Below are 24,641 nucleotides of genomic sequence, written 5' to 3'. Positions count from 1 at the left end.
AGACTCAAGGAAGAGTATCATATGTATGCAATTCTAGATATAGAAACTACCGGAGGCAAGTACAATGAAGAAGGCATCACAGAAATTGCTATTCATAAATTTGACGGGCAGCAAGTAGTAGATCAATTTATCACTCTGATCAATCCGGAACGCGAAATACAACCCTTTGTGGTAAATCTTACAGGCATCAATAGCAAAATGCTGCGAACTGCTCCCAAATTCCATGAAGTTGCAAAACGCATTGTAGAAATAACTCAGAATACTGTCATTGTTGCTCACAATGCACAATTTGATTACCGGATACTCAGGACAGAATTCAGGCGACTAGGTTTTAATTTTGAACGCAAAACCCTCTGCACAGTAGATCTTGCCAAAACATTGATCCCCGAAGCTGAATCACATAGTCTTGGTAAATTGGTTAGATCTTTAGGTATTGCTGTTAGCGATCGGCACCGTGCAAATGGGGATGCCCTGGCAACCTTGAAGCTCTTTAAGATCTTATTGACCAAAGATCTGGAAAAGACCTTTATAACGGAAGTTACAAGAGCAGAGACACATGGGGAATTATCACACAGACAATTAAAGATCGTTGATTTGATGCCCTCAGAAACAGGAGTTTACTATATGCACAATAAGGACGGAAAGGTCATTTATATTGGAAAAAGTTCCGATATTAAGAAACGTGTAAATGAACATTTCACATCCAACGCCAAGTTGGCTAGAAGTCTTCAGAAAGAAACACGGAAGATCACTTTTGAACGAACCGGTAATGAGCTCATCGCCTTTTTAAAAGTGAGTGAAGAACTAAAAAGAAATTCTCCAAAATATCCAACTCATAAAAAAGAGATTTCCTTATCTCTGGACCAGAATAGCAAAGAGAATTCGGACATGGAAGCCATTAGCCTGGCTGGCAAAAACATTATGGTAGTGGATAAAGGAAGAGAATTAGGGGAGCGAAGTGCCATTCTCATTAAAAATGGTAAGTTAAAAGGCATGGGATTTTATGATCTTAATTATCAAATCAATAATATTCATATCTTGGAAACCATAATGACCCCAATGGAAGGCAATGCTAAGATCGTTCAAGAAGTAGAGGCGTATATTAACTATAAGAAAGTATTGAAGATAATTGAACTCAATTAAAAACATTGGATACACCTAAGCCAAATAAAGACTGGAAATACAAGCTGCATGAGATCATCTACGGAACTCATACCCCGGCAGGCAAAATGTTCGATATTGTACTGCTGGTCGTCATTGTTTTTAGTGTTATCGTGGTTATGCTGGAGAGTATTCCCAGTTTCGATGAGAAATTCCACGGATTTCTCAACATCTCTGAATGGTTTGTTACAATATTATTTACAATTGAATATATTTTACGAATCATTTGCATTAAATCTCCCAAGAGATACATTTTCAGTTTTTTCGGGATCGTAGATTTACTCTCTACCATACCAAAATATTTATCTTTCTTTATCGTAGGTTCACAATATATAACCGCCTTCAGGGCATTGCGTTTACTGCGTGTATTTCGGATCTTAAAACTGGTTCGATTCATAGGAGAGTCCAATAATCTGCTGCGAGCGCTAAAAGCCAGCCGTACCAAAATATTCATTTTCGTATTTTTTATATTGGTTGTATCCGTGCTTTTGGGTACAATCATGTATTTGGTAGAAGGCCCGGAACACGGGTTTAACAGTATTCCTCATAGTGTGTATTGGACCATAGTTACCTTAACAACGGTTGGCTATGGTGATATTTCTCCTGAAACCGGACTAGGACAAATAATTGCTACCATCATTATGATCGTTGGGTATGGAATTATTGCCGTTCCTACCGGGATAGTTAGTGCAGAATATGTCACTGAAGCGAGAAAGAGCAAAAAGAAAAAAAAGGATAAGGAAGAAAAAAACTGTGCAGAATGTGGTACCGTTATCTTACGTGTTGATGCTATGTATTGCCGTGTATGTGGTTTCAGGCTAAAAGATGAATAATGGCTCCAAAAACCCTTTTGGTAGTTGCAGGTCCAACTGGAATAGGGAAAACAGCCCTTGCAGTTCAACTTGCTAAACATTTCAAGACTGAGATCCTCTCAGCAGACTCCAGACAATTCTATAGTGAAATGCATATAGGTACGGCTGTACCAGACAAAGAGGAGCTTGCAACGGCTAATCATTACTTTATTCAGCACAAAAGCATTCACGATACATACACTGTAGGCGATTTTGAACGTGAAGCCCTGGAATTACTGGACAAGCTTTTTAAACGTCATGATCTGGTGATCATGGTTGGCGGCAGCGGTTTGTATATTGATGCGGTACTTTTTGGTATGGATTCCTTTCCAGATATTGAGCCTTCCATTCGTGAAGTACTTAACAAGGAATTAGACCAAAATGGTTTGGGCCCTTTGCAGCAAGAGCTGGTAACGGCAGATCCATTATATGCGCAGAAAGTAGATCTGCAGAATCCTCAACGTGTTATAAGAGCACTGGAGGTATGGAGAGCAACCGGGAAGCCGTATTCATCCTTTCTGGGGCGCAAGAAGACTAGCAGACCCTTTAAAACACTTATTATAGGTATAGAAGCCGCAAGAGAAGTAGTCTACCAAAGGATAAATGCTAGAGTTGATCGTATGATGGCAGCCGGACTTCTACAAGAGGCCTCGGGTTTGAAGGAATTTAAAAATCTTAATGCACTTCAAACTGTTGGCTATAAAGAGTTATTTCAATACTTGGATGGGCACTGCACATTAGAAGAAGCGGTAGAAGAAATAAAGAAAAACACCAGGCGTTTTGCAAAGAGACAGGGCACATGGTTTCGTAAAAATAAAACCATTTTATGGGTCCATTATGACCTGTCCTTCAACTTAATAGTAGAGCGGATCCAACAAGAACTGAGAAAACAGCTATGATAAAATCATCAAAAAATATCTTTGTGATCATGGGAGTCTCCGGTTGTGGAAAGTCGACCATTGGGCGAATGCTGGCAGAAACCCTTTCAATTCCTTTCTTTGACGGTGACGATTATCATCCTGAAAAGAACATCCAGAAAATGTCTAAAGGGGAGCCATTGAATGATGAAGACAGGTACTCGTGGTTGATGGCCCTCAATAAGCTTGGGGGGGAAAATCAAAATAATGGCGCGGTCATTGCGTGTTCTGCATTAAAAGAAATGTATAGAGACATTATAGAAAAAGACCTGGATCCTGTTCCGATTTGGATCTATCTGGAAGGCAGCTATAATGCTATTCTGAAACGCCTGGAGCAAAGAAGTGGGCACTTTATGCCTGCCAAGCTATTAAGGTCACAGTTCGATGACTTAGAACCACCTACAAAGGCGATTTGTATTTCTATTGAACTGGAACCGAAGGAAATCATCAACGAGATCCTGGAAAAATTAGGGTATTAAAAAAGGCACTCGTTTGAATGCCTTTTTTATATTGGTTCAATCTTGTTTACTGGGGAGTTTTTACAACCAAACGGAATCCCTCTCCGTGAATGTTTAATATTTCAACTACATCATCCTTCTTTAGGTATTTTCTCAACTTGGCTATGTAAACATCCATACTTCTGGAGGTGAAATAATTATCGTCTCTCCATATTTTGGTAAGCGCCAATTCTCTGGGCATAAGATCATTTTCATGTAGGGCCAACAACCTGAGAAGTTCATTCTCTTTGGGAGAAAGTTTTGCGGGCTCTTCATCTTTATATTTTAAAAATCTGAGTTTGGAATTTAAATGAAAATTACCAATTTTAAATTCAAATTGTTTGCTATCTGCCAAAGTACTAGATGCCTTTCTTTGAAGTATTGCTTTAAGCTTCATAAGAAGAACTTCTGAATCAAATGGCTTATTTAAATAGTCATCAGCTCCCGCCTTATATCCTTTTAAGACATCTTCTTTCATGGTCTTGGCGGTGAGAAAAACGATAGGCACATTTTCGTTCTTTTCACGGATCTCTTTGGCCAGGGTAAATCCATCTTTATAAGGCATCATTACATCCAAAATACAGATATCATAATTGTCCTTTTTAAATTTCTCAAATCCCTCCATGCCATTCTTGGCGAGAGTGACATCAAAATCGTTCATAGATAAATAATCCTTTAGAACGATACCAAAATTCGGATCATCCTCTACCAATAATATTTTCTTATTTACTGTTTCCATATCGTTTAAATTAAAGGCACTTTAATATAGAAAGTGCTGCCTTTTCCTTTTTCACTTTCTGCATAAACTTCACCTTGATGGTCTTCTACTATTTTTTTAACATAGGCCAATCCTAAACCATGGCCTTTAACATTATGTAAATCTCCTGTATGTTCCCTATAGAACTTCTCAAACACTTTATTCAACACAGCCTTACTCATCCCCGCACCCTGATCCTCGATCTTAATAATTAGATAATTATTAACTACCTCCGTATTAATGTCGATCTTAGGGGCCTCCGGTGAATACTTGATGGCATTATCTATAATATTCACTAATACGTTCCCGAAATGCATTTCATTGGCTAATATCTCTGAACGTTTTGCATCCAGATGAGTATGTATATACCCGCCACGGTCCAAGACGATCAGATCAACATGAGAGATCGCGGTCTGTATTAGATCATGAGCATCTACCCTATCCTTGGATATATCTAACTGGTTTCGTTCCAGTTTCGAGATCCGTAATACATTTTCTACCTGAGCGTGCATTCGTTTATTTTCATCCCTAATCATTTGAAGATACCGTCTTACTTTAGCCTCATCCCCAATTATCTTTGGATTGCGAATTGCTTCTACTGCTAAATTTATTGTCGCTATTGGTGTTTTAAACTCATGCGTCATATTATTGATAAAATCTGATTTAATTTCAGAGATCTGTTTCTGACGAATTAGTTGATAAATAGCGCTGGCGTAAGCAATTACGATCACCAAGGTAAAAAGCAATGACAAAAATGCCATTCCCAAGACAGATTGCAAAAGAAATTTCTTTTTACTCGGAAACGAAAGCAGAAGGGCAAAATTACTGGTCCCTTCACTATTCTTAAAGATAGGAGCCTTGTAGATTGTAGACTCTCCGAACTTGAATCGTCTAGATTTTACTTTTGTAGGCAATCCCCTGCTGTAAATACCATATTGAAAATCAGTATTTATCGTCATATTGCTCAATTCCTGATTCAGCAATAATTCTATTTCCTGTTTAGAGACGCGCTTGTGGATAGGTACATTTTCCGCATACTGTCTGTATACGTCATCAAAAACGGCTTTATCTATTGATGAAAGTCCGCCTATCTTCTCGAGTTTCTGAATAGGGTTTAGGCTATATGCCTTACCATCCAGGCCATATTCCTCTTTAAAAATTGTTTTTGTACGCTTACTGGTGATATTTTTAATTGCTGCGGTATCCCCTGTAACGCTGTCAAAGAACGTAGATGCTATATTGTAATCTTCCTCAAGTATTCCGTGAGAATAAAAAAGGATCTCGTTAGAATTAATGTCGCGGTCTATAAAGAAGATATTACTGAGGTTCGAACTCTTAAACTCCCCCAGACTATCCTTTAGGCTCAAGAACCTATCGGAATAATCTCTCATTTCACGTTCCTCAATCTTGTCTGTGACCCTATTGAGAACCTCCGCTATCGCATTTGAGAACTGTTCTTCTTTGTCATCTACAGACCTTTTGATCCAGTATAATTGTACCGAAATGATCCCAATAAGGGACAGGCTCATTAAGATGACAAGAAAAACAAATAATCGCTTATTCATTTTGGCGTAAAATTAAAAATTTAACATTTAGCGGATTGCTTGTTTAACCTAATCTTAACAAAAATGTTAAAATTATTGATTATCAACTTTTTTGAAGGATTTGATCGTGAATTTTACGTACCTGGTTACGTGTATCCTCTAAGTTTTTATTTATGATCACATATTGTGCCAGTTCCTTTTTTTTCTTAACAGGCCATTGGTGCTGCATACGTTCCAGAATTGCCTTTTCCGTTAGGTGGTCGCGAAGTTTAATTCGGGCGATTCTTTCTTTCTTAGGCGCCGTAACTAAGATCATTTTGTCAAAATTCTTGTATCCTCCATTTTCAAATAGAATGGCTGCCTCCTGTATCACGTACTCACCTTCTTGCTTTTCAACCCAGGTCTTAAAATCTTGGCGTACGGCAGGATGTACAATTTCATTTAAAGCTATAAGTAGCTCTCTATTTTTAAACGCCTTTTCAGCAAGGAATTTTCTATTCAACGCATTATTTTGATATGCCATTTCTCCGAAAAGAGTTCTAATTGCAGTTCGTATTCCGGGATCTTCATTCATTAATCTTTTTGCCTCTATATCCGAGTTATAAACTGCGACGCCTAGATCCTCAAACATTGCAGCTACGGTGGTCTTACCACTACCTATACCCCCGGTTAACCCTATTCGTATCATTCTCTTTTTAAAATGAATTCTACCTGTGATTGCCTCATCTGAACACTTGGAAGACTGTCTGGTTGTTGAATTAAATATAATGGCAAAAAGGGTGAATCTTCTTTGATATCTGCCAGGTCTGCAATTATCCTGAAATCCGTAGGAACTATCTCCTTAAGTCGTTCTATGCTCGCTTTGCACAAAACCTCTACAGTATTGGGAAAGGTCCTTATTTGCGTTCCCTGAGGCAGATTGGCTACTTCCACGGGCACCTGAAATATTTTTTCAGAAAAGCGGAATACCGTTGCCGAAAAGGTTACACTTTGCTGTTCGTATACCGCATGAACCAGATCAGATGGTTTTAAGAGCTGTAGTGTTCTTTTAAAACTATCGGTTATATCAGAAAGGATAACAGCCTCTGTATGTGCTTCTTTAATGGTGTCTATTTCCTGCAACGGGCCTCTTAAAACAACAGAGTCCGGTGAAATTTCCAGATCACCATACATAAGGTAATTTTGTGCAAGGTCTATAGTAGCATCTACGCGAACGGGTACTTTCTTACTGATCATACGGGTAAAATCAAAAAATATGGTATCCTGATCCATTTGAAGGATGGTCATGGCATCCGGAAGTTTAGATTCAATCTGTTTTCTGTATACCGGTTCTGCGAGGAAAAATTTATTACCACGATAACTCATCTCATTAAGATCAATCGACAATTTCCTGGTTGCAAATCGGGATCCCAGAAACTGCCAACCACTGCCCCTTGCCGTAATTGTTAAATTGTCTTTGGACGCCCCTAGAAAAAAAAGGGAATCGGGAATGTTGGTATAGACCAAGTCAAAAGTAGTCCTATCTGTATGTGTATCAGATAGTTTACTGACAAGCCATGCTAAAAATGAGCAAAACAATAAGATCACAAAGACCTTCACTTTTCGCTTTACAGCACCTTTTAAAACTTGTTTTGCAGCCATTATTATTTAAAAAATAAGAAGGGAAATAATTCCTGAGGTTTCTTCTTACTAAATGTAAGTAAGAATGTCGATTTAAAAAAACCCAGTCCATAGCCAGTAAATTGTATTATAACGGCCCATAAGGATAAGAGTGCAATGCCTAACTTCTTGTTCTTGTACCATGAATCAATTAATACTACCACAAAGTATAACAGATAAAAGAACAAAAACCAAGGTATTTGAACGATTGCTAAAAAAATAGACACAATAAGGCCAATAATGAAAAAGATAGGGAACCAGTAGGTAAGTTTGGCCGTTTTAGGGTGCCAGCTATTTAATATTGGCCTTACCATTCCAAATTTCTTTACCTGGGTGTAGAATTTATTAAAATCTACGCGCCTCTTGTGATATACAAAAGCTTCAGGTATTAGACGGGTATTAAATCCAAGTCCCCATAGGCGTATACTGAGGTCCGGATCTTCCCCGGGATGTATCTTTCCAAATCCACCGGTTTTTTCAAAGGCCTCTTTTGATATCCCCATGTTAAAGCTTCTGGGTTGGAATTGTTGAGCCACCTTTTTATTTCCTCTGATACCTCCTGTTGAAATAAAGGCCGTCATGGCGTAATTTATGGCCTTTTGAGTTGTGCTAAAAGTATGATGCGCTGTGTCCGGACCTCCAAAACAATCTACATAATGGTCCACAAGAGCCTTGGACGCGCTATCAAGGTATGTCGGCGGGAGTAAACAGTCTGAATCGAGAATAATAAAATAATTGCCTTTTGCCTTTCGCATCCCATAATTCCGGGAATCCCCTGGCCCACTATTTTCTTTAAAGTAATAGGATATTTGCAATTTTTTCTGAAAGGAACGTGCCACTTCCTCAGAACGGTTTTGAGACCCATCTTCAACGATCACTACTTCATATGGGTTTTGATAGGTTTGTTCCAAAAGACTATCCAGCAGCTCCCTAATTTCATCTGGTCTGTTATAAACGGGTATGATGAACGAAAAGAAAAGGTCCATGGCAATGTGATAATAGAAAAGCCATCCCAAAGAGGATGGCTCAATGCTGTTTTATATCTTCTTAATCTGAAAATCGCTCAATTACTTCCTGACTCACGCCGGTGTTGGAAAAGCCTCCATCATGAAACAGGTTCTGCATGGTCACTTTTTTAGTTAGATCTGAAAAGAGAGAAATCGTATAATTAGCACAATCTAGCGCAGTGGCATTTCCTAAGGGTGACATTTTTTCTGCATATGAAATAAAGCCGTCAAAGCCTTTAACTCCCTGGCCTGCCGTGGTAGGCGTTGGTGATTGGGAGATGGTATTGACCCTTACTTTTTTCTCTTTCCCAAAGAAATACCCAAAGCTGCGTGCTACCGATTCCAAATAGGCTTTGTTATCTGCCATATCATTATAATCCGGGAAGGTACGCTGAGCTGCCATATAAGTAAGCGCAACAATACTTCCCCATTGATTCATAGCATCTGCCTTGTATAAACTCTGCATCACTTTGTGAAATGACAGCGCAGAAACATCCCATCCTTTGGTGGTGAAATCGTATTTCTCGTCTGTATATAAACGTCCTTTCCTAACATTGACAGACATTCCTATAGAGTGCAAGACAAAATCTAGTTTGCCACCCAAAATTTCCATTGATTTGGTAACTAAATTAGCAAGATCTTCTTCACTTGTAGCATCGGCAGGAATGATCTCGGATTTTGTCTTTTTGGCCAATTCATTGATCTGTCCCATCCGCATTGCGATTGGTGCATTAGTCAGAACAAAAGTCCCCCCTTCTTCATGTACCCTTTCCGCAGTTTTCCAGGCTATAGAATTCTCATCTAAAGCTCCAAATATGATTCCTTTTTTTCCTTTGAGTAAGTCGTATCCCATTGTTTAAATCTTAGGTTTATGTTGTCCTTAAATATATCTAATTTATTCTTAATTAAGTAATTGCTTGGCATGTGCCATGGCCGAATCGGACAAGGCCTTTCCCCCCAGCATTTCTGCCAACTCAACCACCCGTTCCTCAGGAGAGAGCTTTTTCATACGTGTTCTGGTAACTTCACCATCATCTTCTTTAAATACCTTATAATGATGATCTCCTTTTGAAGCTACCTGTGGCAGGTGGGTAATTGAAAAAACCTGCATATTGGCACTCATTTGTTGCATAATGTCTCCCATATTGTTAGAGATCTCGCCCGAAACTCCGGTATCAATCTCATCGAACATCATTGTGGGCAATTGTTCATAGGACGCCAGTATAGATTTTATGATCAACATTATTCTGGATAGCTCTCCTCCGGAGGCTACTTTCTTTAAAGACCCAAAACCGGATCCCCTATTTGCGGAAAACTCAAAAATTAGCTGATCTCTTCCCGTACTTAGAAATGACTCCGTTTTTTCAATTTGTATGTTAAATGTGGCATTAGGCATCCCCAAAGATTGCAGTGAAGATTCCAGTTTGCTTTTTAATTGTGGCACTACGGCTAGTCTTCTATCACTTAATTCACTGGCCAGCACTGTCAATTCCTTTTGTGTAGTTTTTATTAGGGCTTCCTGTGCTTCTATATCCTGTTCAAGATCTTCGGACTTACTTAATTTTTCTTCTAATTGGTCCTTTATTTCCAGAAGTTCGCCTACCGTTGCCGCACTGTGCTTTTTCTGCAAGTTGTAAAGCAATTGTAGTTTTTCATTAACCTCTTCTAACAGACCAGGATTAGGAGTTACCTGTTCTTGCAAAGTTTCAATTTCCGACCTAATGTCGTCTAATTCTACAAAAACTGTTTGGATTCTTTCAAAAAGAGAAGCATAAGCAGAACCGTATCCTGAAACCTTAGAAATACTATGCTTACATTGAGCAAGTAGGGCCTGAACGCCTATCTCTTCGTTATTCAGCAATTCATGACCATTCGATAATTGTTCCAAAATACTTTCTACATTGGTAAGCTGCTCATAGGTTGATTCTAACTCTTCAAGAATCCCTGCTTGCAACGGAGCATTCTTTAACTCGTTGAATAGGAAACTGTTATAGTCTTGTTCCTTTTCAGCATCGGCAAGTGTTTTCCTTAGCTGGTTCAACTCTTTTTGTGCCGCCTCAAAGACTTTTAGATGTTCCTTATAGGTAGATAGTAGTTGTTTATTATTTGCCAAAGCATCGATCACCTTAAGCTGAAATTCATTCTCTGTAAGTTCCAGGGTTTGATGTTGTGAATGTATATCAATTAGGCGCTGTCCCACTTGAGAAATTACATCGAGGGTTACTGGTGAATCATTAACAAAAGCTCTCGATTTGCCATTGGGGTGTATCTCTCTTCGAAGGATGGTACGCAGATCATAATCGAGATCATTGGCATCAAACAAAACTTTTAACCCGTAATGTTCAATGTCAAATTCAGCTTCTATGATACATTTAAGTTCCTTGTCTCGCAAAGAATTCAGATCGGCCCGCTTTCCCAATACCAGCGACAAGCCTCCTAAAAAAATAGACTTCCCTGCCCCGGTTTCACCGGTAATGGTACTAAATCCTTTATCGAAAGAGACCGATAGATCTTCAATCAGGGCATAGTTTTTTATGGTGAGGTGTGTCAGCAAATCTTTAGCGTTAATCGTAGCGTAAAGATAACCGTTTATGTCCTGTAAAAAAATGAGGGAACTTAATATTTTATCTCGTTCCAGGTAGAAGAATAGAAGGGTGCTACCTTATTCAGCGTGCTTTTAAGTGCCACAATATCTACTTTTGGACCATCTGAAAAGATATTGAGGATCTCTTCGGATTTAGCATCAAAAAAAGTCTGGATCAAAAAAGCATTTGGTCTGCGCTGTATAAGGGTTTCAAACAAGCGCATAGAACCAGAGATCACTTGCTTTCCGGTACTGTTATTGTCTCCAAGTATATCTAATCCTTTGCGGTGGTAATTATACATTGCGATCCTGTATTCCCTGAATGTATTGGATAATAAGTTATCTACTAATACAAACCGCGTACGATTATCTGTGGCCGATTGGCTCCACCCGGAAAAATTGCTGCCTTGCGCCTGAATCACTATTTTTTGAGCTTCCTTGTAGAAATCTGTCCCTCCCTCTAAGGCATAGGTGTCCGCATCTAAGCCTAAAACGATATAAACATAGTAGGCAATTACTCCAACCAGGTTAGACGAAAAAACATTTTGATTATAGATCAGTGGCTGAAATTCTATATACTCAAAATTAAATTGGTTGTCCTTGTAATTAAAAACCGGACTTTCATAAGAAGTGTTGAAAACTGGTCGTGAGGACTGTATCTGAATATTGGCTTCGAACCTGTTAGATTCAAATTTGTTGACTGTAATGAACATCCTGGCATTCACACGTTCATTCTCTTTGTATACCCTGTTGGTCCATTTATTCTTATTTACAAAATCGTTCAGGGAACGCTCCAGAGTTCTAAAGATTTGTTGATTGGTCTGACTTACCTGATCCGAGTTTACTGTAATAACGCAATTGAGTTCCTGCCCTGCAACCGTAAAGGTCAAAAGGAATACAAATAAGAGCATCACTGAATTACGCATGAATCTTGGAGATAATTTCGTTCCAAATATCTGAAGCTACTTCGGCTTTAGTCTTTACTTCAAACGATTTAATTGAAGAATTCTTGTCTATAAAGGTTATTTTATTGGTACTGCCTCCAAAGCCTGCTCCTTTGTCCTTTAAAGAATTGAGAACAATGGCGTCGAGGTTCTTCTTTTTTAATTTTTGAAGCGCATTTGCCAGCTCATTTTCAGTTTCCAGAGCAAATCCAACTAAGTACTGATCCTCCTTTGCCTTGCCCAGTGTTAAAAGAATATCCTTGTTTTTTACGAGTTCCAGGCTAAGGTCGCCGGTAGATTTCTTGATCTTTTCTTTTGCTACTTTCTTCGGCTTATAGTCTGCAACGGCGGCAGCTGCGATCACCACCTCAGCTTTCTTAAAATGAGAAATTGCCGCTTTATACATTTCATCTGCAGAGGTTATATGGACCACCTCAATAGCAGGATCATTGATCTTTATATCTGATGGGCCCAGGACCAGAACTACATTTGCACCTAGTGATGAGGCCTTTTTAGCCAATTCTATTCCCATCAACCCAGAAGAGTAGTTCCCAATAAAACGAACAGGATCTATAGCCTCATAAGTTGGCCCTGCGGTAATAAGCACCTTTTTATTTACCAGGGGCAACCCTTCTTTTAAATGTTGAATAATAAACGCAATGATCTCTTCGGGTTCTTCCATACGCCCTTCGCCATCAAGACCACTGGCCAGTTCACCGGAAGTAGCCGGGATCATTATGTTTCCAAAAGACTGTAGTTTTTGATAGCTGGCTTTTGTGGTGGGATGCTTATACATATCGAGGTCCATCGCAGGAGCAAAAAACACCGGACATTTAGCCGAAAGATAAGTGGCTAAAAGAAGATTATCACTGCTGCCATTTGCCATCTTAGACAAGGTATTGGCAGTTGCGGGGGCAATGATCATAAGATCTGCCCACAATCCGAGCTCTACATGATTATTCCAATCTAATGTGCCTTCCTTTTCGTTAATAAAGTCGAGATGTACAGGATTCCTGGAGAGGGTAGCAAGCGTTAAGGGGGTCACAAAAGAAACGGCGCTTTCAGTTAAAATAACTTTAACTTCAGCGCCGGCTTTTATTAATAAGCGTACTAAGAAAGCGGTCTTATAGGCGGCAATACCTCCGGTAACTCCCAAAAGGATTTTTTTGCCGACTAACATTTATTCTCCGTCTTTCTCAGTATTGCGGTAGTAAATTCTATCTTCTAACCATTCATTTAAGGCCATGGCATGTGGTTTAGGTAATTTTTCGTAGAATTTAGAAACTTCTATCTGCTCCTTGTTCTCAAAAACTTCTTCAAGACTATCACTATAGGTCGCAAATTCTTCTAACTTCTCCAATAATTCCTTTTTTATCTCTGAGTTGATCTGAACGGCTCTTTTAGAAGCTATGGAAATAGCCTCATATATGTTTCCTGTCTTTTGATCGAACTCATTTCTGTTGATCGTTACGGTAGAAACCGCTGCTTTGGAATTCTTTAAATCGTACGTATTCATTTAGCTAAATTTTCTTGTTCTTTATAACGGGTCATTTCTTTACTTACTTTTTCACGTAAGTTTTCAGCATCTTTTAAAAAGCTGGTTTTAGGGTAATATTTTAAGAGATTCTTGTAGGCCGCTTCTGCGGTTTCCAAACGTTCTTCTTTTCTATTTAGTGTACTATTGAGCGCTAAATTTGCTGTAGCTACCAATTTGAGGTAAAGGGCCTCTTCCCTAAAAATTGTTCCTGGATAGTCAGAAACAAAATTATCCAGTGCTGCCACGGCTGAAATGCTGTAGTCTAAAATATAAGAATTACCAAGTTTTGTGAATTGCTTGGCAATTTCGAATGCCTTTTTCTCCTTCTTAGTGGTAAGTTCCTTGGCCATACTATTAGCCTCGGGCATAAATTCCGATTCGGGATAAGTATTGATGAAGTTCTGAAGTTTAACAAGTGCTTTTTCAGTATCTGTTTGATCTAAGGAATACCTCGGGGAAAGCATATAATAACTTTTAGCCCCTAAAAATGAAGACTCAGCTGCTTTATCACTTTTTGGATACGACTTTAGAAAACGTTCAAATTGATATCCTGCAAAATTGTAGTTCTTTACCTGATAGTATGTGTCGGCTAAGAAAAATTGAACACGCTCCCCTTGCGGTTTCCCAACATACTTAGGAGCTATCTGTTCAAATAATCTATTCGCTCTTTTAAAGTCCTTAGCCTCGTAGTATTTCTCAGCCATGTCATACTTCGCTTTAACATCTTCATTCTTCAATACCTTTTGGTACTCATTGCAAGATTGTGACAAGAGAGCTACTGCGGCCAAGAGGATTAAGATTCGGTGCTTCAAAAACATTTTGCAAAATTAAGGATTCTAAGTGGAATAAAAAACTAAATCTTTAGCACAAACATACTAGGTTCAAGCCTTTAAACAGAAGGTTTTGAGGAAGTTTTAACTATTGACACTCATATTGAGACCGCAAAAGACTTTACGAATGAAGAAATCTTTGACTTTAAAGTTGAGGATGCTTCAATTAGCGGTAAGCGAACTACAGCCGATGATAGTCCGAGGCTCTCAAAAATAGCTTTGATCCCAGCCGGGTTTCCTTCTTCAAAAATAAGATTCATAACAGGCGTAAGCGCATGGTGCAATTGATAGGCCCCTTCATGATCTCCATTTAGACCTAGACGTATCATTTTGCTCATTTGAACAGGCATTCCTTGCCCTAAGACCGAGATAACACCAATTCCACCCTCTACCACTGTTGGAACCGCCGTAATGTCGTCTCCGGAAATTATATGGAAGCCAGAAGGCACTTCCTTTAAGAGCTGCCTAATTTGATCCATGTTCCCACAAGCCTCTTTTATTGCTATAATATTAGAGCAATCTTTGGCTAATCTTACTACTGTAGCGGGCAACATATTACTACCGGTTCTTCCAGGAACATTGTATAGGATAATTGGCTTAGGAGACACAGAAGCCAACATTTTATAATGTTGATAAATCCCTTCTTGAGTGGGCTTGTTATAATAGGGAGACACAGAAAGTACTGCGTCAAAGGGCTCCAGATCGATATTCTTAAATTCTTCAACGAGCAAAGATGTATTATTTCCACCGATCCCTATCACCAAAGGTAAACTTCCCTTATTTTCTTCAATAACCGTTTGAATTACCAGTTGCTTCTCGTCTGAGTTCAGCGTTACCGATTCACCTGTGGTCCCTAAAACCACCAAATAATCCACACCTCCTTCTATGGAGTATCGTACTACCCTTCTCAGGGCCTCTACGTCAACAGAACTGTCTCTTTTAAACGGAGTAACCAGTGCTACTCCCGTTCCATATAATTGTTCCATGATTATAATTCGTTCATTACGTTTAAATACTTCTTTAATTCCGTTTTAAAGGTATTAAAATCTTGTAGCTGCGTTTGGAGTATCAAATCATTCAACTCAGGATCTATCTCGGCAAAACCTACTTTTATTCTAGCTTTGGTCTTTACGGTCATAAGTTTCAGGATCAACGTATCTTGCGTATAATAATTCACAAGGAGGTCGTACTCCTTGGTCAAAAACTCCAGCGCATAACTGTTTTCAACTGCTCCACCCCAACCAAGGTCCTTGTCAGAAAAAACAGGCGTTGAATAGGGAGAGTTCTTATCATAAAACCCTCTATACCCCATTATTTTAACGGCATTGGGTCTTAAATTGAACATGTCAATAAACTGATAAAAAAGGTCCGCATTTTGAAAAGTGTCGAGATCTACTATGACCCCTACTTTCTTAATTTCATTCCTGTTTCTTTCAAGATCCGGGATTTTTAAGAGTTCATTCTTAAGATATTTTTCACCCGATTTATGCTTGAATCTGTCCTTGAGTCCCTGTAAAAACATCTATCTTTACGTTTTGGTAAAGATAACCATTCTCTTAGCATTTCACCGGGCTAAGTTATCACGTTTAGACGATTTAAATATGAAACATTTTGTTGTATTTATAACAATTGTTCTCTTCACTTCCTGTGCTCAAAGTCCGTCACAACTAACCTCTATTAAAGGCGCACAACTTCCTATAAATTCAGAAATTCCCTCCAATGATTCCATTGAAGTGTTCATCACTCCTTATCGCAATAGGATTAATACCGTATTAGATAGTGTCCTGGCTTACGCTCCGAAGGACATTGTGAAGACTGACGGCAAATTAAACACCTCCGAAGGCAATCTGATGGCAGATATTTTAATGAGGCAATCTCAGCCCATTTTTAAGCTGCGAACGGGTCATGAAGTAGACATTGCTTTACTTAATTACGGTGGGATCCGAAACGTTATCTCTGCCGGTTCAGTCACGTCCCGAACAGCCTTTGAAGTAATGCCCTTTGAAAATTATATTGTGGTCCTTGAGCTTCCCGGAACAGCGATCAGGGAAATGGTTAGCTATCTCATTGCTTCCGGCAGACCTCAACCATTTAGTGGTATGAAGATCGTACTTAATAATGATGGTAAATTACAATCTGTAAACATCCAGGGAAAACCTTTTGACGAGAATAAAACATACTATCTCGCGACCATAGATTATTTATTACAAGGTGGCGGAAATATGGACTTTTTAAAAGAAAATAAAAGTATTACGGAACTAGACTATCTGTTAAGAAATGCCATGATAGATTATTTTATAAAAGTAGATACGCTTGAGGCCACAGTAGATGATCGTTTTATTCAAATTAAGCATCCATGAAACGCAGATCATTTATTGAAAATACTATCTCGAGTGCCGGATTTGTTGGTCTGGGAGGCACCTTATTAAATAGTTGTTCCTCGTTTTCCAAAAAACAAATTACGATCTTGCACACCAAATAAGTGCATAGTCATATCGATACATTTCCAACAGACCATTCCACTTTCCCTAATTTGTTCGGTTTGGCCAGAAGGGCTACCCTTATTTCACAGATTCGAAATGAAAATCCTAACACCTTGCTTTTGGATGCAGGAGATATTTTTCAGGGCACACCCTATTTTAATTTTTATGGAGGCGAGTTAGAGTTTAAATTAATGAGTACGATGCGTTATGATGCAGCTACCATCGGGAACCATGATTTTGACAATGGTGTAGATGGACTGTTAGCTCAAATGCCCTATGCAAATTTTGACTTTCTCTCTGCAAACTATGATTTTACCAATACCGTTTTGGATGGCTTCACCTCCCCTTTTAAAATTTTTATGGTTGATGGGTTAAGAGTGGGCGTTTTTGGGCTTGGGATAGCGCTAGAAGGATTGGTCACAAAAAAACTGTATGCAGAAACTCAATACCTCGATCCTATTGAAATTGCGCAGGATATGAGCAGGGTCCTGAAAGAAGAAAAAAAGTGTGATCTGGTCATTTGCCTATCACACCTTGGGTTTGAATATAAAAATGAACCTCAAATGCCAAGTGATGTGCTCCTGGCTTCCAAAACAGAAGATATAGATCTTATCATTGGTGGCCATACGCACACCTTTCTAGAAAGACCTGTTATCCGTAACAACAGAAAAGATATTCCTGTCTTGATCAACCAGGTAGGATGCTATGGCATCAATCTGGGAAGAATCGATTTTTTCTTCGATGGCTCAAAAAAAAGCAGCGGGGAGGGAATATCTATTACGGTCTAGGTCTATAATCTATTATGTATCCCAAGACAATCTGCCCACTAGTGGTATTGCATTTAAAGCTTAGGAAATTATCATCGCCATAACAATATCTTCAAATTCTGCCTCAAGGGATTTTTCAGGGATGGGTTTTCTTGCCCTGCGATACCAGTATTCGGCATTCCATTGATCCCCCTCCTTTCGGTGTAGGTATGCATGGATCCAGATTGCTGTTGGTGTAGAAAGGGAATCAACTAATTCATGGGCTTTTTCCCAGTTCCCTTTGGCATCCCACCATAGTGCCTTCAGTTCATCGGGCCAGATGGAACCTGGCCCAGGTTGGTCTAGACTTTTCGTAAATTCTTTCGGTGTACTTGGCTTTTTCATTTCTAACGGATAAATAAAATGAGTGTTACGGACATTATAACAAGCTATTGGTCCTTTTTGATTTGTTCCGATTCTTATAATGACATACCTATGAGAAACCTAATCTCTAAAAAAACAAAATGATGTCTAAAAAATTAATTTCATTTATTGCCACCGTATTACTCATATTGGGGGCCACCACACAACTAAAAGCACAAGAAGCACAAGACGAACCTAAGTGGGAATCCATTATGCTGGTACCGGATAATACCAAGTTAAAAGTTCTTGGTGAAAATATGCGGAAACACAACCAGAAATACCATAAGGAAGGAGCATTTAAAGCTTCAGTTTACAATATATTAAGCGGTCCGAATTCAGGCAAATTAATATGGATGATGGGGCCCTTAAAATTTAGTGACCTGGACACGCGCCCGGCAGAAGGAGGGCACGATGAAGATTGGAGAGACAATATCATGCCATATGTAATGCAAACTGAACAAGGGGAATATTGGGAAGGAGATTCCAAACTTTCCAATACGTCCATGCTTCCTAATGATCCAAGTACTTATCCAATCCTTTTTACCCGTTATTGGGAGGTTAATCCTGGGCATGGCTTTAGTGTAGAATCACATTTGGAAATGGCCAGTAAGACAATAAAGGCAATGCCCGGTGTTCATCCATGGGGCGTCTATAACAATCTGTTCGTCCAGGGTAAAATTGGCAGACATATTGCAACCGTTAGCTTTCATAAAAATTGGACCGACTTTGGGACCTCCTGGCCTTTTAGAACAACGTTTGATGAGGTACATGGTGCTAATACCTGGGATTCATTTATCAGGAACCGGGATGTCACTTACTCTAACTGGTGGGATGAGATATGGGTCTATGACAAAGCTCTTAGTGGAGACTAATTCAATTAAATCGAACTTAATAAACCCTCTTAAGCTATTAAGGGGGTTTATTTTATTAAGTCTAGAAAATCGGATTCTGAAATAATAGGCACCCCCAGAGTCTCTGCCTTGCTACGCTTACTTGGACCCATGTTATTCCCGGCAACCAGGTAAGATGTTTTGGAAGAAATAGAAGAACTTACCTTACCCCCATTATCCTCAATCAGCTTTTTGAGTTCCGTTCGCTCCAGATTTTCAAAAACGCCAGAGACTACCAGAGTCTTCCCTTTTAAGAGGTCGGTCTGATTTTGCAGCTGTTCTTCCGTGAGTGAAAACTGAAGCCCGTATCTTTTGAGTTGTTCCATGATCTCCCGGTTCTGGTCTTCCTGAAAAAAGGAAACCACACTTTCCGCAATGCGCTGACCAATCTCATTAACCTCCATCAATTCTTCAGAAGTTGCAGCCATTAAAGCATCAATATTTTTATAGGCTTTTACCAATGTTTTTGCTACGGTTTCACCTACAAAGCGGATTCCTAGTCCAAATAATACCCGTTCAAAAGGGATCTTTACTGAATCAGCAATTCCCTGAACAAGATTTTCGGCCGACTTTTCCGCCATGCGTTCCAAAGGAAGGATCTGTTCCTTGGTAAGAGTATAGAGATCTGCGTAATTCTCAATAAGTCCTTCTTTAAAAAGTAATTCGACGGTTTCAGCACCAAGTCCGTCTATATCCATGGCCTTTCTGGAAATAAAATGCTGAATTCTACCTGTGATCTGTGGTGGGCAACCCCCTGTGTTTGGGCAAAAGTGCTGAGCCTCTCCTTCTTCCCTCTGAAGTAAGGTGCCACATTCCGGGCAATGTGTAATATAAATTGTAGGAGTCGATTCTGCCGGACGCTGGGTTAAGTCAACCCCAACAATTTTCGGAATAATTTCACCTCCTTTTTCAACAAATACGGTATCACCTTCGCGTATATCGAGCTTTGCTATCTGATCTGCATTGTGCAAGGAAGCCCGCTTTACGGTAGTACCTGCCAATAAAACCGGTTGAAGGTTTGCAACTGGCGTAATCGCTCCTGTACGCCCCACCTGATAAGTGATCTTCTCTAATACCGAGCTAGCTTGTTCAGTTTTAAACTTATAGGCAATGGCCCAGCGAGGTGATTTTGCGGTATAGCCTAATTCCTCCTGTTGTTGAAGATCATTGACTTTTATAACTACCCCATCCGTTTCGTATGGCAATTGGTGTCTATGAACATCCCAGTGCTCAAGGAAAGCTAAAACCTCCTTTATGGAATGACATAATTGAGCTTCCCTGGGTATTTTAAATCCCCATCCTCGTGCTTTTTCCAGAAGTTCATAATGAGTTTTTGACGGAAGATCTCTTCCAACCAAAGCATATAATAAGCAATCCAGAGGTCTTTCGGCAACTAAGGCACTATCCTGTAATTTAAGACTTCCAGATGCTGTGTTCCTTGGATTCATATAAGGATCATCTCCATTCTTGATTCGCTCCTCATTCATTTTTTCGAAGCCTTCTAAAGGCAAGATGATCTCACCTCTAATATCAAATCTGGGAGGGAAATCTCCACGCAAATGTAAGGGGACTGACCGAATGGTTTTAACATTGGCTGTAACCTCATCGCCCTGAAACCCATCACCTCTTGTCAATGCTCTTACAAGTTGACCGTTTTCATAACTCAGGCTAATGGAGGCCCCGTCGTATTTTAATTCACAGGTATAGCTTACTGTGGCATCGCCAAGATTGCGTTTTATACGTTGTTCCCATTCTAATAATTCTTCTTTGGAATACGAGTTGTCTAGAGAATACATACGTTGTTCGTGCACAAGAGTATTAAAATTCTTGGTTACCGTACCCCCCACTCTCATTGTAGGTGAAGTTTCATCTAGAAATTCGGGATGCGCTTCTTCAAGAGCCTGCAGCTCTTTCAATTTCATGTCAAAATCATAATCAGAAATAACGGCTGCATCCAGAACATAGTACCTGTAGTTATGTTCGTGCAATTCCTCCCTAAGTCTTTTTATTTGCTCTTCAATATTCATGTATACTAACGTCTATGTCTTATTGCACCAAACTTGTTCCTTTAATGAACCGATCCTTCCCATGGAGGTCTTGCTGTATTTCTATATTGGTAAAAGAATGTTCCTTTAAAAGATCGCTTACCTCTTTTCCAAATATTTCGTTGATCTCAAGATACAATACACCTCCCTCTTTCAGGGCCTTTTGCGCCAATTTTGCAAGATATTCATAATACAACAAAGGTTGCGTATCCGGAACAAAAAGTGCTAAGGAAGGCTCTGAATTCTTCACATGGTCTTGCATAATGGCTTTCTCTCTCTCAAGTACGTAAGGAGGATTAGAAACTATAATGTCATAGTTCTCCTCACTTATGTCCATATCACGAACATCTGCATTTTTGAATAAAACGGATACTTTATTGTTTTTGGCATTTTGTTTAGCCACTTCCAGGGCTTCTTTCGAAATATCAATAGCACTAACTTCGGCCTGGTGCAGGTTTTTTGCCAAGGCAATTGCAATACAACCGCTGCCAGTACCAATATCTAATATCTTGATGTTCGATTCTGACTTTTGGCAGTCATTTAGTACCCATTGTACTAACCCTTCCGTTTCCGGCCTCGGAATTAAGACATCTTCATTGACCGTCAATATGAGATCCATAAAAGAGGTAGTACCTAAAATATACTGAATGGGTTTCCCTTGTTTCAATGCAGCTAGACCTTCAAAAAATAAGGATTCATCTTCCTTGGTAATGATCCATTGCGGGTGAATCGCTAAATGGAACCGTGGAAGTCCCAGATAGCTTTCTACAAAATAATAGAAGAAATGTGATACCTCTTCTGTCCCATATTGGCTGTCTAATTCCTGATGAAAAATATGTTTTATATCCTTTAATAGCATTTTAAAAAAATTACTGTCTTAGTTTTTTGAGCATCCAGACAGTACATGAATAATGGCCGGTATTTCCCATTGGGGCTTCAAGGTATTCAAAACCCCATTTAGCATAAAGCTTCAGGGCGTTTTTCATGTAGGGCATGGTCTCCAGATAGCAAAAATCATATCCTTCTTTTTCCGCACGATCCAGGCAACATTCCAGCATCTTTGTGCCCATCCCCAATCCCCGGGCTTCTTTTAAAAAATACATTTTTTGCAATTCACACACATTCCCATCATGGGCTTCCAACCCTATAATTCCTCCCCCTCCTATAATTTTATCCTTATTTTCTACCACAAAATAAGCCGCCTTAGCTTTGTTGTAATATTCATATAGCGAATCGAGGATTGGATCTGCATAGGTAGTTCCTATTTTAGGCACCTGGTGCTCTACCAGTACAGTTCGGATTACCCTTGCTAGTTGGGCATTATCTGCTGGTGATATTTCCCTGATTCTAAGGGTGTCTGAAATCATGATTAATATCCTATTTTTGCGAGGTGAAGATACACGAAAAATATATTTTGCGAGGTATTGAACTCGGCAAAAACGGTCTTGGAACCACTGCACCCAATCCAATGGTAGGCTGTGTTATCGTTCATAATAATACCATCATTGGGGAGGGTTTCACCAGCCCTTTTGGAGGAGCACATGCAGAAGTAAATGCCATACGTTCTGTACAGAACAAGGAACTCCTAAAAAAATCGACCTTGTACGTGACCCTGGAACCATGTGCTCACCATGGTAAAACCCCGCCTTGTGTAGATCTGATCATTTCATCCAAGATCCCAAGAGTAGTTATTGGTGTAAAAGATCCTCATGATAAGGTAGGCGGAAAAGGAATTGAAAAGTTATTGGCTGCTGGCTGTGAAGTAAATACACCAGTATTGGAGAGCAGATGTCGTGAACATCACAGGCGTTTTCTTACATTCCATGAAAAGAAACGCCCCTATATTATTCTGAAATGGGCACAAACCCGGGATGGCTTTATGGCACCTTCGATCAACCAGCGAGAAAAGGATCCACGTCCATACTGGATCACCAACCGCTATTCGAGACAAAAAGTACACCAATGGAGAAGTGAGGAGCAGGCTATCTTTGTAGGTACCAACACGGTGCTCTTAGATAATCCTAAATTAACAACCAGATCCTGGGCAGGCCACTCTCCGCTAAGGATCATCTTTGATAAGGACCTGAAAACACCTGCTTCTTACAACATCTTTGATAGAACAGCTGAAACACTGATTTTTACACAAAGTAATGTCCCTAATAAAGCTCAGAAGGGCATTCAATATGAATGTATCGATTTCTCACAAAAGGTAGCTTCTCAAGTTTGCGAGACCTTATTTAAGAGGAATATACTAAGTGTCATCATTGAGGGTGGTGCGGCCACTCTTAACACGTTTATAGAGTCTGCTCTCTGGGATGAAGCTAGGATCTTTACCGGAACCATTTCTTTTTATAAGGGTCTTACAGCGCCTCTGATCAAAGGAAATGAAATAAGTCAAACACTTGTTGGCCAGGATACCTTAAGTATTTTGCGAAATGATTAAAAATATAATTTTCGATTTTGGCGATGTATTTATAAATCTCGATAAACCAGCTACTTTGCAGGCTTTGATCAAGGCAGGATATAAAGAAATTCCGGAGGGTCTATTTCCCCTGGCGAATTCCTATGAAAAAGGCATATTAGATACCCCATCGTTCTTGGAAGCCGTAAATAGTTTTCTGCCAAGCTCAACAAAAGAAGAGATCATTGATGCGTGGAATGCTATTCTTCTAGATTTCCCTGAGAAAAGACTACACTACCTTCAAAAATTAGCAAATAAAAAGAAGTACAGGCTTTTTCTATTAAGTAATACAAATGAACTTCATATCCAATACGTAATTTCTCAAATGGGAATGCAGAAATACGAGGCTTTTAAAGCGTGTTTTGAAGGTTTTTATCTATCGCATTGTATAGGAATGAGAAAGCCAGATCCTGAAATATTTAAAATGTTCCTCACAGAACATGGCCTTGGAGCTAAAGAAACACTTTTTGTTGATGACACTTTAGAACATATACTTAGTGCTAAACGTCTTGGATTCCAGACCTGGCATTTACAAGTGGGAGAAGAAGATGTTACAGAACTTAATTCCCATCTATGATATGCTAGACCTGGCCCTGAGTATCTTTTGTTCTAGTTTGATCTTTGTCATCTTTAAGCTGTATACCAGATTTAGAGTACAAACATTGTATGCCATCATTGTTAACTATATGACGGCCTGTACTGTTGGTTTTCTTCTTTCCGATGTAACGGTGAGTCTGATTGAAATTCCATCAAAAAAATGGTTCTATGGCACACTGCTATTAGGGTTGCTATTTATCATCATATTCAATTTAATGGCGAAAACCTCCCAGATCCTTGGCGTTTCTGTCGCTTCTGTGGCCACTAAAATGTCCCTTACGATTCCAGTACTTCTAGGTGTAATTATATATGGCGAAGACCTGGGACCCTTAAAGGTTGTGGGGATAGTATTAGCGCTGGCCGCCGTGTATTTCACCTCGGTAAAAAAAGGTACAGTGGCGTTTAACAGAAGATCGTTGTACTTACCTCTTTTGGTATTTCTGGGATCAGGGATCATTGATGCCAGTATTCAATACGCTGAGCAGTACCTGGTTCCCACAGAGGAGTTTCCCATTTTTTCTTCAACAGTATTTGCCAGTGCCGCGCTATGTGGACTTATTTTTATCCTTATCAGATCCTGGAAAACCCCCGTGAAAATTCTTCCCAGAAGCATCCTTGGGGGAATTGCCCTGGGGGTGCCAAATTTTTTCTCTATTTATTTCCTTCTTCGGGCATTGCAAAATGAAGTACTTAATAGTGCCTCAGTTT

General features: G+C 39.4%; 26 protein-coding genes and 1 pseudogene. 10 read left to right on the top strand and 17 right to left on the bottom strand.

The annotated features are described in order from the left end of the window. The first annotated feature begins 21 nt into the window (after positions 1–21). The 4 genes from Q0X72_RS04015 to Q0X72_RS04000 are packed head-to-tail and all read left to right on the top strand — an operon-like array spanning position 22 to position 3,408. Positions 22–1,143, top strand: a complete 1,122-nt coding sequence (locus Q0X72_RS04015; RefSeq protein ID WP_297762255.1) for an exonuclease domain-containing protein — start codon at positions 22–24, stop codon at positions 1,141–1,143. A 5-nt stretch (positions 1,144–1,148) separates the two neighbouring features. After that, a complete protein-coding gene (locus Q0X72_RS04010; protein ID WP_297762254.1) occupies positions 1,149–1,994 on the top strand; it encodes an ion transporter in 846 nt (281 codons plus the stop codon). Next, on the top strand, positions 1,994–2,911 hold the full coding sequence (miaA, locus tag Q0X72_RS04005; RefSeq protein WP_297762252.1) for a tRNA (adenosine(37)-N6)-dimethylallyltransferase MiaA: 918 nt from the start codon (positions 1,994–1,996) through the stop codon (positions 2,909–2,911). Before Q0X72_RS04010 ends, miaA begins: the two co-directional genes overlap by 1 nt. Then, entirely contained in the window at positions 2,908–3,408 is a 501-nt protein-coding gene (locus tag Q0X72_RS04000) for a gluconokinase (RefSeq protein WP_297762250.1), read from the top strand. The genes miaA and Q0X72_RS04000 overlap by 4 nt, the downstream gene beginning before the upstream one ends. Positions 3,409–3,454: 46 nt before the next feature. Here the strand turns inward: Q0X72_RS04000 and Q0X72_RS03995 are convergent, their stop codons facing one another. The 13 genes from Q0X72_RS03995 to Q0X72_RS03935 form a co-directional block, all read right to left on the bottom strand. Next, positions 3,455–4,165, bottom strand: a complete 711-nt coding sequence (locus Q0X72_RS03995) for a response regulator transcription factor (protein ID WP_297762248.1) — start codon at positions 4,163–4,165, stop codon at positions 3,455–3,457. 5 nt (positions 4,166–4,170) lie between these two features. After that, positions 4,171–5,748 carry a HAMP domain-containing sensor histidine kinase gene (locus tag Q0X72_RS03990; protein WP_297762246.1) on the bottom strand — a complete coding sequence of 526 codons (1,578 nt, stop codon included), beginning with the start codon at positions 5,746–5,748 and terminating at the stop codon, positions 4,171–4,173. An 82-nt stretch (positions 5,749–5,830) separates the two neighbouring features. Beyond that, positions 5,831–6,415, bottom strand: a complete 585-nt coding sequence (coaE, locus tag Q0X72_RS03985; RefSeq protein WP_297762244.1) for a dephospho-CoA kinase — start codon at positions 6,413–6,415, stop codon at positions 5,831–5,833. After that, positions 6,412–7,368 carry a CdaR family protein gene (locus Q0X72_RS03980; RefSeq protein ID WP_297762242.1) on the bottom strand — a complete coding sequence of 319 codons (957 nt, stop codon included), beginning with the start codon at positions 7,366–7,368 and terminating at the stop codon, positions 6,412–6,414. Before Q0X72_RS03980 ends, coaE begins: the two co-directional genes overlap by 4 nt. Before the next feature lie 2 nt (positions 7,369–7,370). Beyond that, on the bottom strand, positions 7,371–8,372 hold the full coding sequence (locus tag Q0X72_RS03975) for a glycosyltransferase (protein WP_297762240.1): 1,002 nt from the start codon (positions 8,370–8,372) through the stop codon (positions 7,371–7,373). Positions 8,373–8,433: 61 nt separating this feature from the next. After that, a complete protein-coding gene (locus Q0X72_RS03970) occupies positions 8,434–9,246 on the bottom strand; it encodes an SDR family oxidoreductase (protein WP_297762238.1) in 813 nt (270 codons plus the stop codon). Positions 9,247–9,294: 48 nt separating this feature from the next. Continuing rightward, positions 9,295–10,947 carry a DNA repair protein RecN gene (gene recN, locus Q0X72_RS03965; protein WP_297762236.1) on the bottom strand — a complete coding sequence of 551 codons (1,653 nt, stop codon included), beginning with the start codon at positions 10,945–10,947 and terminating at the stop codon, positions 9,295–9,297. A 62-nt stretch (positions 10,948–11,009) separates the two neighbouring features. After that, positions 11,010–11,903, bottom strand: a complete 894-nt coding sequence (locus Q0X72_RS03960; protein ID WP_297762234.1) for a DUF4835 family protein — start codon at positions 11,901–11,903, stop codon at positions 11,010–11,012. Then, positions 11,896–13,101, bottom strand: coding sequence for a bifunctional phosphopantothenoylcysteine decarboxylase/phosphopantothenate--cysteine ligase CoaBC (coaBC, locus tag Q0X72_RS03955; protein ID WP_297762232.1), 1,206 nt, complete (start codon positions 13,099–13,101; stop codon positions 11,896–11,898). The genes Q0X72_RS03960 and coaBC overlap by 8 nt, the downstream gene beginning before the upstream one ends. After that, the gene (locus Q0X72_RS03950) at positions 13,102–13,437 is read right to left on the bottom strand and encodes a DNA-directed RNA polymerase subunit omega (RefSeq protein ID WP_297762230.1); all 336 of its coding nucleotides are present in this window, start codon (positions 13,435–13,437) and stop codon (positions 13,102–13,104) included. It lies immediately after the preceding gene. Beyond that, the gene (locus tag Q0X72_RS03945; protein WP_297762228.1) at positions 13,434–14,276 is read right to left on the bottom strand and encodes an outer membrane protein assembly factor BamD; all 843 of its coding nucleotides are present in this window, start codon (positions 14,274–14,276) and stop codon (positions 13,434–13,436) included. Before Q0X72_RS03945 ends, Q0X72_RS03950 begins: the two co-directional genes overlap by 4 nt. 110 nt (positions 14,277–14,386) lie before the next feature. Then, on the bottom strand, positions 14,387–15,274 hold the full coding sequence (gene dapA / locus Q0X72_RS03940; RefSeq protein WP_297762226.1) for a 4-hydroxy-tetrahydrodipicolinate synthase: 888 nt from the start codon (positions 15,272–15,274) through the stop codon (positions 14,387–14,389). Between the two features lie 2 nt (positions 15,275–15,276). Continuing rightward, the gene (locus Q0X72_RS03935) at positions 15,277–15,810 is read right to left on the bottom strand and encodes a hypothetical protein (RefSeq protein ID WP_297762224.1); all 534 of its coding nucleotides are present in this window, start codon (positions 15,808–15,810) and stop codon (positions 15,277–15,279) included. Positions 15,811–15,889: 79 nt separating this feature from the next. Between Q0X72_RS03935 and Q0X72_RS03930 the strand changes: the two genes are divergently transcribed. Together Q0X72_RS03930 and Q0X72_RS03925 are read left to right on the top strand one after the other, a co-directional pair. After that, on the top strand, positions 15,890–16,648 hold the full coding sequence (locus Q0X72_RS03930; RefSeq protein ID WP_297762222.1) for a 5'-nucleotidase C-terminal domain-containing protein: 759 nt from the start codon (positions 15,890–15,892) through the stop codon (positions 16,646–16,648). Then, positions 16,645–17,559, top strand: a pseudogene (locus tag Q0X72_RS03925) (bifunctional UDP-sugar hydrolase/5'-nucleotidase). The gene Q0X72_RS03930 and the pseudogene Q0X72_RS03925 overlap by 4 nt, the downstream one beginning before the upstream one ends. Positions 17,560–17,619: 60 nt before the next feature. On the opposite strand, the gene Q0X72_RS03920 reads toward Q0X72_RS03925, so the two are convergent. After that, positions 17,620–17,922 carry a hypothetical protein gene (locus Q0X72_RS03920; protein WP_297762221.1) on the bottom strand — a complete coding sequence of 101 codons (303 nt, stop codon included), beginning with the start codon at positions 17,920–17,922 and terminating at the stop codon, positions 17,620–17,622. 119 nt (positions 17,923–18,041) lie between these two features. Between Q0X72_RS03920 and Q0X72_RS03915 the strand changes: the two genes are divergently transcribed. Continuing rightward, the gene (locus Q0X72_RS03915; RefSeq protein WP_297762219.1) at positions 18,042–18,812 is read left to right on the top strand and encodes a hypothetical protein; all 771 of its coding nucleotides are present in this window, start codon (positions 18,042–18,044) and stop codon (positions 18,810–18,812) included. A gap of 47 nt (positions 18,813–18,859) precedes the next feature. Here the strand turns inward: Q0X72_RS03915 and ligA are convergent, their stop codons facing one another. Genes ligA through Q0X72_RS03900 form a run of 3 tightly spaced genes read right to left on the bottom strand, consistent with a single transcriptional unit; the run spans position 18,860 to position 22,242 of the window. Further along, positions 18,860–20,857, bottom strand: a complete 1,998-nt coding sequence (gene ligA / locus Q0X72_RS03910) for an NAD-dependent DNA ligase LigA (protein ID WP_297762217.1) — start codon at positions 20,855–20,857, stop codon at positions 18,860–18,862. Between the two features lie 19 nt (positions 20,858–20,876). Then, the gene (prmC, locus tag Q0X72_RS03905) at positions 20,877–21,734 is read right to left on the bottom strand and encodes a peptide chain release factor N(5)-glutamine methyltransferase (protein WP_297762215.1); all 858 of its coding nucleotides are present in this window, start codon (positions 21,732–21,734) and stop codon (positions 20,877–20,879) included. Between the two features lie 10 nt (positions 21,735–21,744). Next, entirely contained in the window at positions 21,745–22,242 is a 498-nt protein-coding gene (locus Q0X72_RS03900; RefSeq protein WP_297762213.1) for a GNAT family N-acetyltransferase, read from the bottom strand. 23 nt (positions 22,243–22,265) lie between these two features. On the opposite strand from Q0X72_RS03900, the gene ribD reads away from it, so the two are divergent. The 3 genes from ribD to Q0X72_RS03885 form a co-directional block, all read left to right on the top strand. Further along, positions 22,266–23,318, top strand: coding sequence for a bifunctional diaminohydroxyphosphoribosylaminopyrimidine deaminase/5-amino-6-(5-phosphoribosylamino)uracil reductase RibD (ribD, locus tag Q0X72_RS03895; protein WP_297762210.1), 1,053 nt, complete (start codon positions 22,266–22,268; stop codon positions 23,316–23,318). After that, a complete protein-coding gene (locus tag Q0X72_RS03890; protein WP_297762208.1) occupies positions 23,311–23,913 on the top strand; it encodes an HAD family phosphatase in 603 nt (200 codons plus the stop codon). The genes ribD and Q0X72_RS03890 overlap by 8 nt, the downstream gene beginning before the upstream one ends. Next, on the top strand, positions 23,885–24,641 hold a 757-nt coding region (locus Q0X72_RS03885), incomplete at its 3' end, for an EamA family transporter (RefSeq protein WP_297762206.1). The genes Q0X72_RS03890 and Q0X72_RS03885, both read left to right, overlap by 29 nt.

Origin of the sequence: uncultured Muriicola sp., assembly GCF_947258935.1 — a bacterium.
Classification (GTDB): Bacteria; Bacteroidota; Bacteroidia; order Flavobacteriales; family Flavobacteriaceae; genus Muriicola.
This window is presented reverse-complemented; position numbering and strand designations above follow the sequence as displayed.